This window comes from Dongia rigui, assembly GCF_034044635.1.
GTDB lineage: Bacteria > Pseudomonadota > Alphaproteobacteria > Dongiales > Dongiaceae > Dongia > Dongia rigui.
The window spans coordinates 338,130-354,001 of the sequence record NZ_JAXCLX010000001.1; the positions used below are offsets into that span (position 1 = coordinate 338,130).

General features: G+C 61.7%; 15 protein-coding genes. 6 read left to right on the forward strand and 9 right to left on the reverse strand.

Annotated features, from left to right (window positions below; translation table 11 throughout):
- Nucleotides 1-165: 165 nt before the first annotated feature.
- The gene (locus tag SMD31_RS01625; RefSeq protein WP_320498878.1) at nucleotides 166-939 is read right to left on the reverse strand and encodes an ABC transporter ATP-binding protein; all 774 of its coding nucleotides are present in this window, start codon (nucleotides 937-939) and stop codon (nucleotides 166-168) included.
- A 223-nt stretch (nucleotides 940-1,162) separates the two neighbouring features.
- On the opposite strand from SMD31_RS01625, the gene SMD31_RS01630 reads away from it, so the two are divergent.
- Nucleotides 1,163-1,720: a hypothetical protein gene (locus SMD31_RS01630; protein WP_320498879.1), complete on the forward strand. Its 558-nt coding sequence runs from the start codon at nucleotides 1,163-1,165 to the stop codon at nucleotides 1,718-1,720.
- A 57-nt stretch (nucleotides 1,721-1,777) separates the two neighbouring features.
- Nucleotides 1,778-4,594 carry a [protein-PII] uridylyltransferase gene (locus SMD31_RS01635; protein ID WP_320498882.1) on the forward strand — a complete coding sequence of 939 codons (2,817 nt, stop codon included), beginning with the start codon at nucleotides 1,778-1,780 and terminating at the stop codon, nucleotides 4,592-4,594.
- 3 nt (nucleotides 4,595-4,597) lie between these two features.
- Here the strand turns inward: SMD31_RS01635 and SMD31_RS01640 are convergent, their stop codons facing one another.
- Nucleotides 4,598-7,135, reverse strand: coding sequence for an ABC transporter permease (locus tag SMD31_RS01640; RefSeq protein ID WP_320498883.1), 2,538 nt, complete (start codon nucleotides 7,133-7,135; stop codon nucleotides 4,598-4,600).
- Nucleotides 7,136-7,140: 5 nt separating this feature from the next.
- The gene (locus SMD31_RS01645; protein ID WP_320498884.1) at nucleotides 7,141-7,818 is read right to left on the reverse strand and encodes an ABC transporter ATP-binding protein; all 678 of its coding nucleotides are present in this window, start codon (nucleotides 7,816-7,818) and stop codon (nucleotides 7,141-7,143) included.
- Nucleotides 7,819-7,837: 19 nt separating this feature from the next.
- Between SMD31_RS01645 and SMD31_RS01650 the strand changes: the two genes are divergently transcribed.
- Complete coding sequence (locus tag SMD31_RS01650) at nucleotides 7,838-8,470, forward strand: arylesterase (RefSeq protein ID WP_320498885.1); 633 nt, start codon at nucleotides 7,838-7,840, stop codon at nucleotides 8,468-8,470.
- Nucleotides 8,467-9,609 carry an FIST signal transduction protein gene (locus SMD31_RS01655; protein WP_320498886.1) on the forward strand — a complete coding sequence of 381 codons (1,143 nt, stop codon included), beginning with the start codon at nucleotides 8,467-8,469 and terminating at the stop codon, nucleotides 9,607-9,609. Before SMD31_RS01650 ends, SMD31_RS01655 begins: the two co-directional genes overlap by 4 nt.
- A 1-nt stretch (nucleotide 9,610) precedes the next feature.
- On the opposite strand, the gene SMD31_RS01660 is transcribed toward SMD31_RS01655, so the two are convergent.
- The 3 genes from SMD31_RS01660 to SMD31_RS01670 are packed head-to-tail and all read right to left on the reverse strand — an operon-like array spanning nucleotide 9,611 to nucleotide 10,746.
- Complete coding sequence (locus SMD31_RS01660) at nucleotides 9,611-10,000, reverse strand: DUF1801 domain-containing protein (protein ID WP_320498887.1); 390 nt, start codon at nucleotides 9,998-10,000, stop codon at nucleotides 9,611-9,613.
- A 15-nt stretch (nucleotides 10,001-10,015) separates the two neighbouring features.
- Nucleotides 10,016-10,426: an SRPBCC family protein gene (locus SMD31_RS01665; protein WP_320498888.1), complete on the reverse strand. Its 411-nt coding sequence runs from the start codon at nucleotides 10,424-10,426 to the stop codon at nucleotides 10,016-10,018.
- Nucleotides 10,423-10,746 (reverse strand): ArsR/SmtB family transcription factor, encoded by a 324-nt coding sequence (locus SMD31_RS01670; RefSeq protein ID WP_320498889.1) that lies wholly within the window; start codon nucleotides 10,744-10,746, stop codon nucleotides 10,423-10,425. The genes SMD31_RS01665 and SMD31_RS01670 overlap by 4 nt, the downstream gene beginning before the upstream one ends.
- A gap of 140 nt (nucleotides 10,747-10,886) precedes the next feature.
- Between SMD31_RS01670 and SMD31_RS01675 the strand changes: the two genes are divergently transcribed.
- Together SMD31_RS01675 and thpR are read left to right on the forward strand one after the other, a co-directional pair.
- Nucleotides 10,887-11,927 carry an NADP(H)-dependent aldo-keto reductase gene (locus SMD31_RS01675; protein WP_320498890.1) on the forward strand — a complete coding sequence of 347 codons (1,041 nt, stop codon included), beginning with the start codon at nucleotides 10,887-10,889 and terminating at the stop codon, nucleotides 11,925-11,927.
- A 106-nt stretch (nucleotides 11,928-12,033) separates the two neighbouring features.
- On the forward strand, nucleotides 12,034-12,597 hold the full coding sequence (gene thpR / locus SMD31_RS01680; protein ID WP_320498892.1) for an RNA 2',3'-cyclic phosphodiesterase: 564 nt from the start codon (nucleotides 12,034-12,036) through the stop codon (nucleotides 12,595-12,597).
- A gap of 18 nt (nucleotides 12,598-12,615) precedes the next feature.
- Here the strand turns inward: thpR and SMD31_RS01685 are convergent, their stop codons facing one another.
- From SMD31_RS01685 to SMD31_RS01695, 3 genes are all read right to left on the reverse strand, one after another.
- Nucleotides 12,616-13,842 (reverse strand): multidrug effflux MFS transporter, encoded by a 1,227-nt coding sequence (locus SMD31_RS01685; protein WP_320498893.1) that lies wholly within the window; start codon nucleotides 13,840-13,842, stop codon nucleotides 12,616-12,618.
- 142 nt (nucleotides 13,843-13,984) lie between these two features.
- Nucleotides 13,985-14,476, reverse strand: a complete 492-nt coding sequence (locus SMD31_RS01690; protein WP_320498894.1) for a hypothetical protein — start codon at nucleotides 14,474-14,476, stop codon at nucleotides 13,985-13,987.
- A gap of 147 nt (nucleotides 14,477-14,623) precedes the next feature.
- The gene (locus SMD31_RS01695) at nucleotides 14,624-15,841 is read right to left on the reverse strand and encodes an MFS transporter (protein ID WP_320498895.1); all 1,218 of its coding nucleotides are present in this window, start codon (nucleotides 15,839-15,841) and stop codon (nucleotides 14,624-14,626) included.
- Between the last annotated feature and the right edge of the window lie 31 nt (nucleotides 15,842-15,872).

Here is a 15,872-nt window from a genome sequence, read left to right on the forward strand (position 1 = left end):
CTTGGTCTTTGCGTCACGCGGCCGCTCACTGCCCTGCTGTCCCGGCAGCGGCTGTCATAGCCACCGCACGCCTATCGGCGGCGAGTGTCCGGCAGATTGGTTAACAAAGCCTTCACGAGACGGGATTGTCGAACGACTGGGACAACTTAGGTTGCGTCTATGCGATCACTTGTGATGCGCAGTCTGCAGGAATCCCCGCAAGCGGTCGGAACGCGGATTGGCAAAGACCTCGCGCGGGTTGCCTTCTTCCTCGATCCGGCCCTGGTGCAGGAAAATGACCTTGTTGGCAACCTCACGGGCGAAGCCCATTTCATGCGTCACGACCAGCATCGTGCGGCCTTCTTCGGCGAGTTGCCGCATCACGCGCAGCACTTCGCCAACCAGCTCCGGATCGAGCGCCGAAGTCGGCTCGTCGAACAGCATCACCTTGGGCTCCATCGCCAGCGCCCGCGCAATCGCCGCACGCTGTTGCTGGCCGCCGGAGAGGTGGCTGGGATAGTGGTTGCGCTTGTCGGCAATGCCGACCTTGGCAAGAAGCTTTTCAGCGCGCTCGATCGCTTCCTTTTTCGGCAGCTTGAGCACATGGACCGGCGCCTCGATGACGTTCTCAAGGATCGTCATGTGCGACCACAGATTGAAACTCTGGAACACCATGCCGAGGGTCGAGCGAATGCGGTCGACCTGCTTCCAATCCTCTGGCGTGGCATGCCCATTTTTGAGTGCCCGCATGCGGATGAGTTCACCGCTCACCGTGACTTTGCCGGAATCGGGCGTCTCCAACAGATTGATACAGCGCAAAAGCGTGCTCTTGCCAGATCCCGACGAGCCGATCATGGCGATGACATCACCCGTATGGGCGGTTACCGAGACGCCTTTCAGAACCTCGAGCTCGCCGAATCGCTTGTGCAGATCCTCAACCTGAAGCGCAAATTGCGCCATTTTAGCCCCCTTGCCCTGTCGCTTTGGCGGGCCGGCTGATCTTGAAAAGAGCCGCCTTAGCCCAATCTTTCGACGAGTTAACCCCACTTTCCGGCGGATCGCCAAGAAAAATCGCGGCCGATCACCTGACCCACAGCGGCTGGCAGTCTGCATTTGACGCGCCCCCCTGGCGTCGGCCAAAGTCGGGAGGGTCCTACCAGCAACTGAATCGGGAAAAACCTCAATGATTTTGGCCTTTGCCTCCGGCGCGCAGCGACAGATGCTTTTCCTCGGCGCCTTGGCTGTCATCGGCCTTGGGCTGACGCTCAGCGGCACACGGGCGAGCCTGGCTGCCGACAACGAAGTCGAATGCAATTCCATCAAGATCCAGATGCAGGACGGTGGCTTCGACACGATCTGCGGTGAAGAAACCGTGTCGGACGTAACGATCGAAACGCTCGAAGCAAATTCGACCGATGGCAGCCATTTCTTGGTCGTCGCCGATCTCCACACGAATTACGGCTACATCTTCGACACAAGGGGCCTGCGCGAATCCTTGGGCGACGTGTTCTCGGAGTTGACCTTTGAGCATTGGCGCGGCGGCAGTGGTGAACAGGGCCTCACCACGTCGGAATTCGACAGCGAGTACAAGACCGTTCCGTCGGCCTGCGTGGGTTTCCAGAAGTATACCTCGCGCGATCAATGGGGCGGCTGGCGCCGTCATATCGTCGGTTTCGGCTGCAGCCGCACCGGCAATCGCGACCAAGTCTATAAGGCCCTGAAGCTGATTGATTTCCCCTGAACCCAGATCGGCGGTCGGCTGGCTTTCGCCGCCGCCTGCCGCCTGCTAAATTGCACCATGTTCGAAATCGACAATCAGCGGGCCATTCTCGACCGCCGGGCCCTCATGGCGGAACTCAATGCCCTGGCGGAGCGGGTTTCCGACCCGTCCAATCCCGGGCCGGAGCTGGTCGAGATTCTTAAGCGCCATCTTCAGGCGGGACGCGACCAGATCCAGCGCCGGTTCCTTGGCAACAGTCGCGGCGCCCAGGCTGGGCTTACCAGCGCGCATGAGGCGAGCTTTCTGGTCGACCAGTTGCTGCGCGGCTTGTTCGATTTCACGACCCAGAGAGCCTTTCCACTGGGGAACCCGACGGTCGCCGAGAGGCTGACCCTCATTGCCGTGGGCGGCTACGGCCGCGGTGAACTGGCGCCCTATTCCGACATCGACCTCCTGTTCCTGCTGCCCTACAAGATGGCGCCCTATTGCGAACAGGTGGTGGAGTTCATGCTCTATCGCCTGTGGGATTTGGGGCTGAAAGTCGGCCAGGCGGCGCGATCGGTCGAAGAATGCATGCGCCAGGCGGATTCGGACCTCACCATCCGGACCAATCTTCTTGAGGCGCGCTACATCTGGGGTGACCAGGGGCTCTACGACGAATTCCAGAAGCGTTTTGCCAAACAGATCGTCAAGGGCCATGCCGAACCCTTCTACCAAGGGAAGCTCGCGGAACGGAATGCGCGGCACCACAAGCACGGTGGCTCGCGCTATACGCTGGAACCCAATATCAAGGAAGGCAAAGGCGGCCTCCGCGACCTGCAGACATTGCTGTGGCTGGCACGCTTCTGCTGCGGCGCCAGCAGCATGCAGGATCTGGTCAAGAGCGGCATGCTGACCGCGGCCGAGCGCGCCACATTCGACAAGGCGCTCAATTTCTATTGGACCCTGCGCTATCACCTCCACTATCTGACCGGCCGCGGTGAGGAGCGACTGACCTTCGACCTGCAGCCCGAGATCGCTCGGCGCCTTGGCTATACCGATCACGCGGGCACCAAGGGTGTCGAGCGACTGATGAAGCATTATTTCCTCATCGCAAAATCAGTGGGTGGCCTGACGCGCTATGTCTGCGCCGCGATCGAGGCACAATTCATCAAGAAGCCCATGTTGCGCCTGCCGGCCCTGGGCATTCTGAAGAAGGAACTGGGCGGATTTCCGATCGAGGGCGGGCGCCTGACCATTCCGCGTGCGGATCATTTCTCGCAACACCCCGGCGACCTGCTGCGCATATTCGCCGTTTCACAAAGGCACGACGTCGAGATTCACCCCACGGCGATGACGGCGATGTCACATTCCCTGCGCCTGGTGGACCGGATCCGCGACGATCCGGCAGCCAATGCCCTGTTCCTCGATATGCTGACATCTGAAAAAGGCCCCGAGCAGACCTTGCGACGCCTGAGCGAAGTCGGCGTACTGGGGCGGTTCATCCCCGATTTCGGCCGTGTCGTGGCGCAGATGCAATACGACATGTACCACTCCTACACGGTCGACGAGCATACGCTCTTTGCCATCGGCATCTTGACCCGCATCGAAAGCGGCGAGCTCAAGGATGAGGCGCCGATCGCCAGCCAGGTGGTCAAGGAAGTCATCTCGCGCCGGGTGCTCTATCTCGCCGTGCTGCTCCACGACATTGCCAAGGGCCGGGCAGGTGATCACTCGCTGTTGGGCGGTGACGTCGCCGAGAAACTCTGCCCGCGCCTGGGCCTTACTGCAGAAGAGACCGAACAGGTTGCCTGGCTGGTGCGCTATCACCTGCTGATGAGCAATACGGCCTTTCGCCGCGACATCGACGACCCGAAGACGATTGCTGATTTTGTCGATTTGGTGCAGTCGCCTGAACGCCTGCGTCTCCTTCTGGTGCTGACCGTGTCGGATATCCGCGCGGTTGGGCCGAAGACTTGGAACGGCTGGAAGGCGCAGCTGCTGCGCGAGCTTTATACACGTGCCTTTAACCAGATGATGGGCGGCCTCAACACAACCGAGGAAGACCGTGCCGCCTCGGTCATCAGTCTGTTGAAGCAGGAACTGCCCGACTGGTCGGATGACGATATCGCGTCCCACGCCGCGCGCGGTCATTCCGCCTATTGGCTGGCATTCCCACCGGCGGCTCTGGGTCGTCACGCGCGCATGATCCGCGCGGCGGAGATGGAGGAGCGGCCGCTCTCGGTCGAGTTCAATGTGGATCGCTGGCGGGCGATGACCGAGGTCACGATCTATACCCCAGACAGGCAAGGCCTGTTCTCGCAACTCGCCGGTGCCATGGCGTTGTGCGGCGCCAATATCGTCGATGCCCGCATCGTCACCTTGCGCAATGGAAAGGCGATCGACACCTTCTTCGTCCAAGACGGCGAAGGCGGGCCGTTCGACCGACCGGCCCGCCTGGCCCGGCTTTCCAGCACCATCACGCGCGTCCTCGAAGCGCCGGACCAGACCCTGGCGCAGCTTCAGGATCTGCCGCCGCTCGCCAATCCGGCGGCGCTGAACTTTCCGGTCATCCCGCGTGTCCTCATCGACAACAAGGCCAGCGCCACGCATACGGTGGTCGAGGTCAACGGTCGCGACCGGCGCGGCCTGCTCTATTACCTCACCGCTGCCCTCACCAAGCTCAACCTGCAGATATCATCCGCCAAGGTATCGACGTTCGGCCACCGTGCCATCGACGTGTTCTATGTGAAGGACCATTTCGGCCTGAAGATCGAAAGCGATCAGCGCCTCAAGGCGCTGCGCAGCACGTTGATGACCGTTCTGGCCGAGGCGGAAACGGGCGACGCTGCCCCCTCCCGCGCCGTCATGGTCGATTCCTGGCCACCGGTCGCCCCGTCGAGCGCGGCGCAGTAGTAGTCACTCGTTGCGCAGATAGGGGGCAGCGCGGGCGCCGAGCGCCCGCCAGGAGCCGGCAAAGCCCAGGCCCACAGCCAGCAGCAGGCTCAAGGCCAAGATACCCAGGATCAGCGGCAGGTCGAAGACCCAGCTGCTTTCCATGACCTTGGTCAGGAAGAAGTAGGCACCCGTGCTGCCGATCCCCAGGGCAAAAACCGCACTGAGGCCGGCGAGAACGGCGAATTCGGTGAGGTAGCCCAGGGCAACATCCCGCCTGGTACCGCCCAGCATCTTCAGCAGCACGGCCTCATAGATGCGGCGCTGCTGGCCGCTTGCCATGGCACCGGCAAGAACCAGCGCGCCGACGACAAGAGCAATGGCCGCTGCGGCCCGCACGGCCCAGCCTACCGCATCCAGGATGCGGGTGGCGGTCGAAATTGCGTCCTTCACGCGGATGGCGGAGACATTGGGATATTTGCCGGCCAGATCCTTCACCAATGCGCTCTCTCGGTCAGGCTCGACATGAACCGTGGCAATGTGGGTTTGCGGCGCGCCGGAGATCAGGCCAGGCGAGAAGACCATGACAAAATTGATGTCGAGCCGTGACCAGTCGATCTCGCGGAACGACGCGATCTTGCCGGTGATCTCGCGCCCCAGGATGTTGACCGTGAGGGAATCACCGATCTTCAGGCCGAGGCCCCGTGCCGTTTCGGCATCCAACGAGATCAGTGGCTCGCCATTATAGTCCTTGGGCCACCATTCGCCGGCCGTGATCTTGGCGCCAGGCGGCGGTTCCACCGACCAGGTGATGCCACGATCTCCACGCAAGACCCAGGCGATATCCGCCGGCGCATTCACTTTCTCCGACGGGACGCCGTTCACCTGCGATATGCGCCCACGCAGCATCGGCACATGCTCAAAACCCGTCGCGGTGGGATACTTGCCTATCTCATCGCTGAAACTTGCCAGTTGGCTGGGCTGAATGTCGATGAAATAGAAGCTCGGCGCCTGCGCCGGCAAGGTTTCCGCGATATCGCGCGTCAAGCTGCGCTGGATGAGGCCGACCGCAACCAGGATCGTCAGGCCGAGACCCAACGAAATGACGATGCCGGCGGCCGGGGCTTGCGGCCGCACCATCGCACCCAAGGCAAAGCGCAAGGATTGCGGCCATGCCTGGGCCTGCGCGCGCCTGCGCAGAATTGCAGCAAGATCACGTATGCCGATGGCAAGCAGGCGGAACAATGCCAGGGCGATGAGCGAAGCGATGATGAACCAGGTGCCGAGTACCTTGTCCTGGCTGCCCAGCAGGATGAGGCCAGCGAGCACGCAGCCGATGATGCCAAGAACGAGCGCGTCCACCTTCTTCACCGCCCCCAGTTCCATGGCCAAGGCACGGAAGAGCTGAGCCGGCCGGATGCGCTGCGCACGCAGCAATGGCAGCAGTGAGAAACTGGCGGCGGTCATCAAGCCGACCGCCGTCGCAAAGCCGAGCGGCAGGACATAAAGGCCCGGCAACAAGCGCAGGCCATAACTGCTCAAGGCCGATTGCGCCCCGAAAGGGAGGGCAATGCCAATCACCAGACCCACCAGGATGCCAATGACGGCCATGCCCAAAATCTGCATGCCATAGATGGCGAACAGCAGGCGCGACGTCGCACCGAGGCAGCGCAGGATCGCCAGCGATTGCGCGCGGCTTTCAAGATAGGCGCGCACCGCATTGGCGATGCCGATGCCGCCGATGAGAAGAGCTGCGAAGCCAACCACATTGAGGAACTGCGCCGTGCGGTCGAGGAAACGTGTCGCCCCGGATGCTGCATCACCAAGGTCGCGAATGCGCCACCCGGCCTTGGGCAGGTCTTCCCGCAGTTTGTCGAGAAAGGCAGGACCGTCGAGCCCGGGCTTATAGGCAACGCGATAGAGATGATAGACAAGTGCGCCTGGCTGAAGCAGGCCAGAACGCTCCAGCGCTTCCGGCGACATCATCAGGCGGGGCCCCAGCGAGAAGCCACGCAAACCGCGGTCGGGCTCAAACTGCAGCAAGGATGTCAGGCGGTAGTCGGAATCGCCGATCGTGATCGTGTCGCCGACCTTGAGACCCAGGCGATCTGCCAGGGCCGGCTCGCCCACGACCCCGAAGAGACCATCCGCCCCCTGACCCAGTGCGTCCTTCAACGGGATCGCCGGCGCCAGTTCCGGCGCGCCGTAAAGCGGGTAGGCATCATCCACCGCCTTGACCTCGGACAGGGTCGGCGTGCCATCGCCATCCTTGCGCTTGACCATGGCGCGCATTTCCATGGCATGGGAGATCGCACCGCCTTCTGTCAGGGCCGCAATCTCGGTGGCGTCGGCAGCGCGATAGGCGAGGCGAAATTCCGCATCACCGCCAAGAATGGCGCGCGCGTCATTGGCGAAGCCAGCATCGATCGCGGCGGATAGCGAGCCGACGCCGGCAATGATGCCGACACCGAGCCCCAAGGCGGCGATAACAATGCCGAAGCGCTTGAGCCCACCGCGCATCTCACGCCGCGCAATGGTGAAGGCCAGCTTGATTTCACGCATGGACGTCAAGCCGCCAGCCGGTCGTCGCTAACAATGCGCCCGTCGGCCATTCGCAGGGTACGATCGCAGCGCCTGGCCAATGCCGGGTCATGGGTGATCAGCAACAATGTGGCGCCGACGCGTTCGCGCAGGCGGAACAGCAATTCGATAATGCGCTCACCGGTATCATGATCAAGATTGCCGGTGGGTTCGTCGGCCAACAGCAATTTGGGCTGCGGTGCGATGGCACGCGCCAGGGCGACACGCTGCTGTTCGCCACCCGAAAGCTGCGACGGGTAGTGGCCCAGGCGATGCCCGAGACCAACTTCCTTCAGCGCATTTTCGGCGATGGGGAACGCGTCGGTCATGCCGGCCAGTTCCAATGGCACCGCCACATTCTCGGTCGCCGTCATCGTCGGAATGAGGTGGAAGGACTGAAACACGATGCCGACGTTGCGGCGGCGGAACAGCGCCAAGGCATCTTCGCTCATGCCTGAAATTTGAGCATTGTTGATGCTGATCTGTCCGTTCGTCGCACTTTCCAGCCCGGCCAGCAGCAGCATCAGGCTGGTTTTGCCCGATCCCGACGGACCGACCAGACCCACCGTCTCGCCGGCAGCAATATGTAGGTCGATGCCATTAAGGATATTGACCTCGCCTGCGGCACTTCCCAGCTTAAGAGCGACTTGCGATAATTTAATCATGTTCAGTCCTGGATTTCCGATGCTTCGACGCCTGCTGGCAATTGTCGGCCTTGCCCTGTCTCTTTCCTTCGCCGCCAATTGCGGCAAAGCCATGGCGGCACCTGTCCGCATCCTGGCGTTCGGCGACAGCCTGACGGCCGGTTATGGGCTGCCTGAAGGTGATGGTTTCGTCCCCCAACTGCAGATGGCCCTGCAGAAGATGGGGCGTGAGGTCAGTGTAATCAATGGCGGGCTTTCCGGCGACACGACGGCCGGGGGCCTGTCGCGCCTCGATTGGATGCTGGCCGACAAGCCCGACATGGTGATCCTGGAACTCGGCGCCAACGACATGCTGCGCGGCCTGCCCCCCGCCGAAGCCCGCGCCAATCTGGACGCCATCATCCAGAGGATCAGGCAATCGGGGGCCAAGCTGCTGCTGGTCGGCATGCTCGCCGCACGCAATATGGGGGAGGAATATCGTCAGCAATTCGACGCGATCTATCCCGACCTCGCCAAACAGCACAACGTGCCCCTCTACCCCTTCTTCCTGGACGGCGTTGCCGCGCGGCCCGAACTCAACCAAGCCGATGGCCTGCACCCCACTGAGGAGGGCGTCGCCGTCATCGTCGAGAAAATCCTGCCGGCCGTCACCGCGCTGCTGGATGCGTCATGAGCGTCCCGTTTGCCAGCGCCCAATTCGCAAGCGCCCATGCCAGCGGCACGCATTGGGCCGACATCACCCGCGCCTGCCTTGCCCAACTCGGTCCCCTGCCCCGGGCGAACAGGCTGGGCTTCGTCTATGCGACCGACCATCTGGCCGGCGACCTCGACGCCATCGTCGATCAATTGCGCCTTGGCACCGGTATCGAGCATTGGATCGGCACGGTCGGCATCGCCATTGCCGGACAGACCGCGACCGCGCCGGCAGAAGAATATATCGACGAGCCGGCGATCAGCCTGATGGTAGGTGAGTTCCCCTCAGACAGCTTCCGATTGCTCGAACCGGACGGCGGAGCCAGCAGGTTGCGCGCCTTGCAGGCGTGGCGACAGGCACACCATCCAAGCATCGCCTTGGTTCATGCCGACCCGCGCAATCCGCAATTGCCGCAACTGATGCAGCAGCTGAGCGAGGAGGCTGGGTTATACCTGATTGGCGGCCTCAGTTCTTCACGCGGCCCGCTGCCCCAGGTCGCGGGTCGGGTCGGCGAGAGCGGCATCTCAGGTGCGCTGCTCGCCGGCGAGATTCCGGTGGTCACGGCGCATAGCCAAGGATGCTCGCCGATCGGCCCGGTACATACCATCACCAGGGCGGAAGAGAATATCATCATGGAAATCGACGGGCGCCCGGCGCTCGACGTCTTCCGCGACGAGATCGGCGAGGTACTGGCACGCGACATGCGCAAGGTCGCCGGCTTCATCTTTGCCGCCCTCCCAGTCGCAGGCTCCGATACAGGCGATTATCTGGTCCGCAACCTCACTGGAATCGACAGCAACAAGGGTTGGATCGCCATCGCTGCCGAAATCGCCGCCGGCCACTCAATCCTGTTCACGCGGCGGGATCGCAACACCGCGCTGGCCGATCTCGAACGCATGCTGGAACGCCTCAAGCAACGTGTCGACCGGCCGATACGGGGTGGCCTCTATGTCTCCTGCATCGCACGCGGGCCGAATTTGTTCGGCTTCGATTCCACGGAGACGCGGCTGATCGCCAAGCATCTGGGGTCGTTTCCCTTGACCGGGTTCTTCGCCAATGGCGAGATCAGCCATGATCGGATCTACGCCTATACCGGCGTCCTGACGCTGTTCCTGTGATCTAGCCTTTTGACTTGTTGAGAGCCACGGCCGCACGTATCAGCGCCGCCAGCGCTTTCTCGTCGATTTCGCTACCCTCGTCGATGTCGATCGCGCGGCGGGTATTGCCTTCGAGACTGGCATTGAAGAGCTTCGCCGGATCCTTCAGCGCAGCCCCTTTGGCGAAGGTCAGCTTCACGACCTTCTTGTAGGTCTCACCCGTGCAGATGATGCCATCATGTTCCCAGACCGGCACGCCACGCCATTTCCAGGTTTCGACCACGTCCGGATCTGCCGCCTTGATGATGGCCCGGACCCGCGCCAGCATCTGGCCCCGCCAATCGCCCAGTTCCTTGATACGTGCATCGATGAGTTTTGATGGCGACGTCGCTTGTGATTCCGCCTTTGCCATGGTCGCTGCGCCTCCTCAACCCGGCCTTGCCAGGACTTGTTCCAAATTGGTGAAGAAGCGCTGCCAACCGAACTTTGCGCCCTGATACGCCTGCTGCTGGTCTGGCTTGAAGCCCACCTGCTCCATGCGGAGGTGCGTGCCGTTACCGGTCGGCGTCAACGTCCAGGTAACGACACTCTCCAGACCATGAGCGGCCCAGGTATAAGAAAGCGTCTTGTTCGGCACGACTGCCTGTACCTGGCAGTCAACCGATCCCCACTCCGCACTGAGGGTAAAGCGATGATCGGCCATCGGCTTGAAGTCGTTCTTCATCAGCCAGTCAGCGATGAGATGCGGATGGGTCAGCGCACGCCAGACTCTTTCGGCCGGAAAAGGCAGGTCGCGCTCGATGACAACGGCGCGTGTTTCGATCATGGTGTCGGTCATTGGTCCATCCTTTTGAGTAGATCTTCGAGCGCGTCAAAACGGTTCTCCCAGAACCCAGCCATCTGGCCGGTCCAGTCGACGAGCGGCGCCAGAGCGGCACGTTGGGCGCAGTAATGGATCTGCCGCCCCTCCTGCCGGTCACGCACCAACCCCGCCTGTTTGAGCACGCCGAGATGCTTTGAAACGGCTGGCTGAGAGACGCCGGCGTGCTGTGTCAGAGCGCCCACCGTCTGCTCGCCCTCCCGACACAAACGCTCAAAGATGGCGCGCCGGGTCGGGTCGGAGAGCGTTTTGAAGAGAACGTCCTGCAAGGTCGACATGCGGTATCCATAACTATCTGGCTATGGATTATGTATAGCCAACCGGTTATGGATTGGTCAAGTGCAGAAAGCGCGCGCTTGCGGTGACGCGCCACCCCTCTGTAAACATCAGTCAGCATTTCATTTCTCGTGGAGTCCCCATGGAATACCGGCGCCTCGGTCGCAGCGACATCAAGGTCAGCGTCATCTGCCTCGGCACCATGACCTGGGGCCAGCAGAATACCGAGGCCGAGGGGCACGAGCAGATGGATTACGCCCTCGACCACGGGGTCAATTTCTGGGATACGGCCGAGATGTATGCCGTGCCGCCGCGGCAGGAGACCTATGGCGCCACCGAAACCATCATCGGCACATGGCTCAGATCGCGCGGCAAGCGCGATAAGATCGTCCTGGCCAGCAAGATCGCCGGACCGGACAAGCGCTTTCCCTATATCCGTGACGGCAAGCTGGCCTTCGATCGACGGAACATCGCTGCCGCGGTTGATGCCAGTCTGAAGCGGCTGCAGACCGATTACATCGATCTCTATCAACTGCATTGGACGGAACGCACGACCAATGGCGCGGCGCGTCTGGGTTACGAGCATAAGGCCGATGAGACATTCACCCCATTTGCCGAAACGCTCGAGGCCCTGAACGAGCAGGTGAAGGCCGGCAAGATCCGCATGATCGGCCTGTCGAACGAGACCGCCTGGGGCACGATGCGCTGGCTCTCGGAATCGGAACGTCTGGGCCTGCCGCGCATGCAGTCGATTCAGAATGCCTATTCAATGCTGAACCGCAGCTTTGAGGTTGGCCTTGCCGAAGTGGCGATCCGCGAACAATGCGGCCTGCTCGCCTACTCCCCCCTCGGGATGGGGATCCTCTCCGGCAAATATATCGGCGGCAAGGCACCGGCCAGCGCCCGGTTGAACCAGTTTCACCAATTCGTCCGCTATCGTGGCCCGATCACGGAGAGCGCCGTCGAAAAATATGTCGCCATTGCCCGGCGCCATGGCCTGGACCCTGCGCAGATGGCTCTTTCCTATGTCAATTCGCGGCCGTTCCTGACCGCCAACATCATCGGCGCCACGACCATGGACCAGTTGAAATCGAACATCGTCAGCATCGACATCAAGCTGTCACCGGAAGTGATTAACGAGATCGACGCGGTAAACAAGGAACACACCTACCCCTGTCCTTGAGACCCGCCCGGCCCCGTCCCATTTCGGGAGTTCCTTGGCCGGGGACGGAGTTCGCTGGTATGATGACGAACGGTTCGATTCGGCCGTTTTCTTCGGCAGGTGAGTGATGCGCCTTTTCGTGGCCATTTCGCTGCCCGACCAGGTGCGCTGGCAGTTGCGCCTGCTTTGCGGCGGCTTGCCGACGACCAAATGGGTCCCGCCGGAAAACTTCCATATTACCCTTCGCTTCCTGGGCGAACTTGATGGCCGCGATCTGGACTATGTCGATGCCGCCCTTGCTGGCATTCGGGCGCCGACCTTCAGCCTGCGCCTTGCGGAAGTCGGCCATTTTGCCAGCGGCGGCCGGGTCAAGACGGTCTGGGCCGGCGTGCAGAAAGAGCCGGCCCTGATGCATCTGCGTGACAAGGTCGAATCCGCCGTGGTGCGGGCCGGGCTTGATCCGGACGGGCAGAATTACAAGCCCCATGTCACGCTGGCGCATCCCAAGGATCCACCGCCGCACAAGGTTCAGCAATATCTTGCCATGCACAACCTCTTCCGCTCGGAGAGCTTCGAGGTGACGCATTTCACGCTGTTCTCCAGCCATATCGGCGGCGAGACGCCGATCTATCACGCGGAACGGTCTTACGATCTCTCAGCCAACCTGGTGCGCTACGCCGCCCACCGATGAGGCCCAGCGTCGAGAGACTCAGTGCGCACCCTCGATGTGCCCCTTATCGGCCCAGCGGGTCACCAGCAGCGACAGGACGCCAAGGACCGAGAATCCAATGGCAAGCGGCATGATCGTGCCCTGATAGGCATGCCCGATAATGGCGCCGCAACCGACCGAGATGAAGGTCGTCATCATGCCGATGACCGCGGCCCCCACGCCGGCGATATGGCCCAAGGGCGCCATCGCCATGGCGTTGAAGTTTCCGAACAACAGACCGATGAGGAAGAAGGCGCCCATCATATAGGCCATGAACACGAGGAAAGGCGGCTTGCCATCGACGTAGAAGGCGACAACGACGAAGACCAGCGAGAGGATGGTGTGCCCCAGCAGAGCGCGGTGCGACAGCTTTCGCATGCCAAAGCGCATGACCAGCTTCGCGTTGGTGAGCGATGCCGCGCCGAAGGTGATGGCCAGCGTGCCGAAGCAGATCGGAAACAGCTTCCCCATGCCGAACATCTCCTGAAAGATCTGTTGGGCGGAAGCGAGATATCCGATGAAGGCACCGAAAACGAGGCCTGTTGCCGTCATGTAGCCCAAAGCCACGCGGGTACGAAACGTTTCGATGATAGCGCGCAAGATCCGCGCCACTGAAAGCTCGCGGCGGCGTTCGCGCGGCAACGTTTCATCAAGGCGCAAAGCGAACCAGAGGGCGGTTACGACGCCGAGAACCAGCAGCATCCAGAAGATCGCGCGCCAATGCGCCACCAGCAGGATGCCCTGACCGATCGAAGGTGCGAGGACCGGCACCAGGATGAACACCGACGTCACCAGCGACATGATGCGCGCCATCGCCCTGCCTTCATAGCGGTCGCGCACCATGGCAACCGTGACCGTCCGCGGACCGGCAGCGCCAAAGCCCTGCAAGAAGCGCCCGATCAGCATGGTGGTGAAATCCTGCGACAGGATCGCCAGGATGCTGCCGGCGATAAAGACGACGAAACCGGCATAGATCGCCGGCTTGCGCCCGACACTGTCCGATATCGGACCATAGATAATCTGCGCGATGCCGAAGCCGGCGAAAAGCACGGTGATGACCATCTGTCGGTCGTTCGGATTGGTGACGCCAAGATCGGTTGCGATTTCGGACAGCGCCGGCAGCATCGAATCGATCGCCAGCGCCACCAGGGAAATGGTGAGCGCCAGGAGCACGATGAATTCGAGGCGCACTTGATCGGGTGCCGCGGCTTTGTTGTCAGTTGCCATGATCGCAATCGCAGAAAATGTGTGAAAGCAAGACGGGCCGCCAAGTGATCGGCAGCCCGTTCTGAATGGTGAGGATAGTCTATAGCGCCCGATGACCTGCTTTCACCAGTCCCGCTGTGGAATAGGTGCTATGCGCGAGCGATCAAGGGTTAACGCGCTTCATCGTATAGATCATGTTATCGAGCGCGAAGACGGCGGTGTCTTCATTGATGAGATCGAAATCCATCCCAATATCGGCGTCGCCCGAAATGCAGCCCATGCTGAGCTGCAGGATGTCGCCGCCCGTAAAGCCCAACTCCTTGGCCTGGCGGACGGGATCGGTCAGGCCGCCCTGGAAGAGAAATTCCGGTGGCACTTTGGCGATCTCGTACTTGGCTTTGTCACAATTGAGGAAGTCCGGCCCTTGGACGGAATCCGGCATGAAGGTGATGCGCCCGCGGGCGATCTCTTCATTCACCGATGGCTTGTCGGGGGAATTTCCCTGCGTCCAGGGAGCTGGCTGCACATTGACCACGTCCCATGACCCCGCAAAGGCCTCCTGCGCCATGGCGGGACTGGTTTGCCAGGCAGCGACGGTGCCGACGACCGCGACGGCAAAGCATGTCGCGGCGATCGCTAAGTGAACTCGGTTCATCTCTCCGGTCTCCCGCCGACGACAATGGCCGGCGCTTCGTTTCTATCGTCCCCCGGAGAGAGGTCTACTCGGCCAACGCGTCGAGGGCAACGGCGCCAGCTGTGCGCGCCGTCACGCCTCGATCACATTTGCGGGAAATGCTCGGCCTTACCCGCGTCGCCGGCCAGCGACGTTCGGCAGAAATACAGCGAGCAGCCCCAGTGCAGGCAGGAAGGCACATAGCTGGTAGACGAAGGTGATGCTGGTGGCATCCGCCAGCTTGCCCAGAACCGCGGCGCCCACACCGCCCATGCCAAAGGCAAAGCCGAAGAAGAGGCCAGCGACCATGCCGACCTTGCCGGGTATCAGCTCCTGACCATAAACGACGATCGCAGCGAAGGCGGATGACAGAATGAGTCCGATGGGCACAGTGAGGACGATGGTCCAGGTAAGGCCGACATGCGGCAGCACAAGCGTAAACGGCAACACACCCAGGATCGAGCCCCAGATGACGCGCTGTGGTCCGATGCGATCGCCGATCGGCCCACCAAGGATCGTGCCCAAGGCGGCCGACCCCAAGAAGATGAACAGGTAGACCTGCGCATCCTGCATCGCGACGCCGAAATGATCGATGAGATAGAAGGTGTAGTAGCTGCTGATGCTGGCCATGTAGAAATACTTGGAGAACAACAGCCCCAGCAATACGGCGATCGCCAGGAACACCTTGTTCCGCGGCAGTCGATTTGTGACGACTGGTGCTGGCCGCTTGGCGCGTGAAGCACGGTGCGCCTTGTACCACTGGCCGACGGTCGCCAGCAGGATCACCGCCAGCAACGCCGCCAGCGAGAACCACCCAACACTCGACTGGCCATGCGGTGCAATCGCATAGGCAGCGACCAGGGGGCCGATTGCCGACCCGACATTGCCGCCGACCTGGAACAGCGATTGCGCAAAGCCATGCCGGCCGCCCGACGCAAGCCGCGCAATGCGCGAGGATTCGGGATGGAAGACGGAAGAACCCATGCCGACCAAAGCGGCAGCAACCAGCACCATCGGATAGCTGCTGGCAAAGGCCAGCAGCAAGAGACCGACCAGGGTGAAGCTCATGCCGACCGAGAGCGAGAAGTTCTTCGGGCTGCGATCGGTATACATGCCGATCAACGGCTGCAGCAGCGAGGCCGTTATCTGGAAGGTCAACGTGATGAGGCCGATCTGGCCGAAGCTCAATGAGAAGCCGGCCTTCAGCATCGGATAGATGGCGAGCAGCAGCGACTGCATCATGTCGTTGAGCATGTGGCAGAAACTGATGGTCAGCAGGACGCGGCGCGCTGCTCTTTCTTCGCGGCGGGCGACGTCCTGGAAATCGGTGTCGGTGGTTGCGGTCATTTGGAGCTCGTTAAATCGATGGATTTCAGCA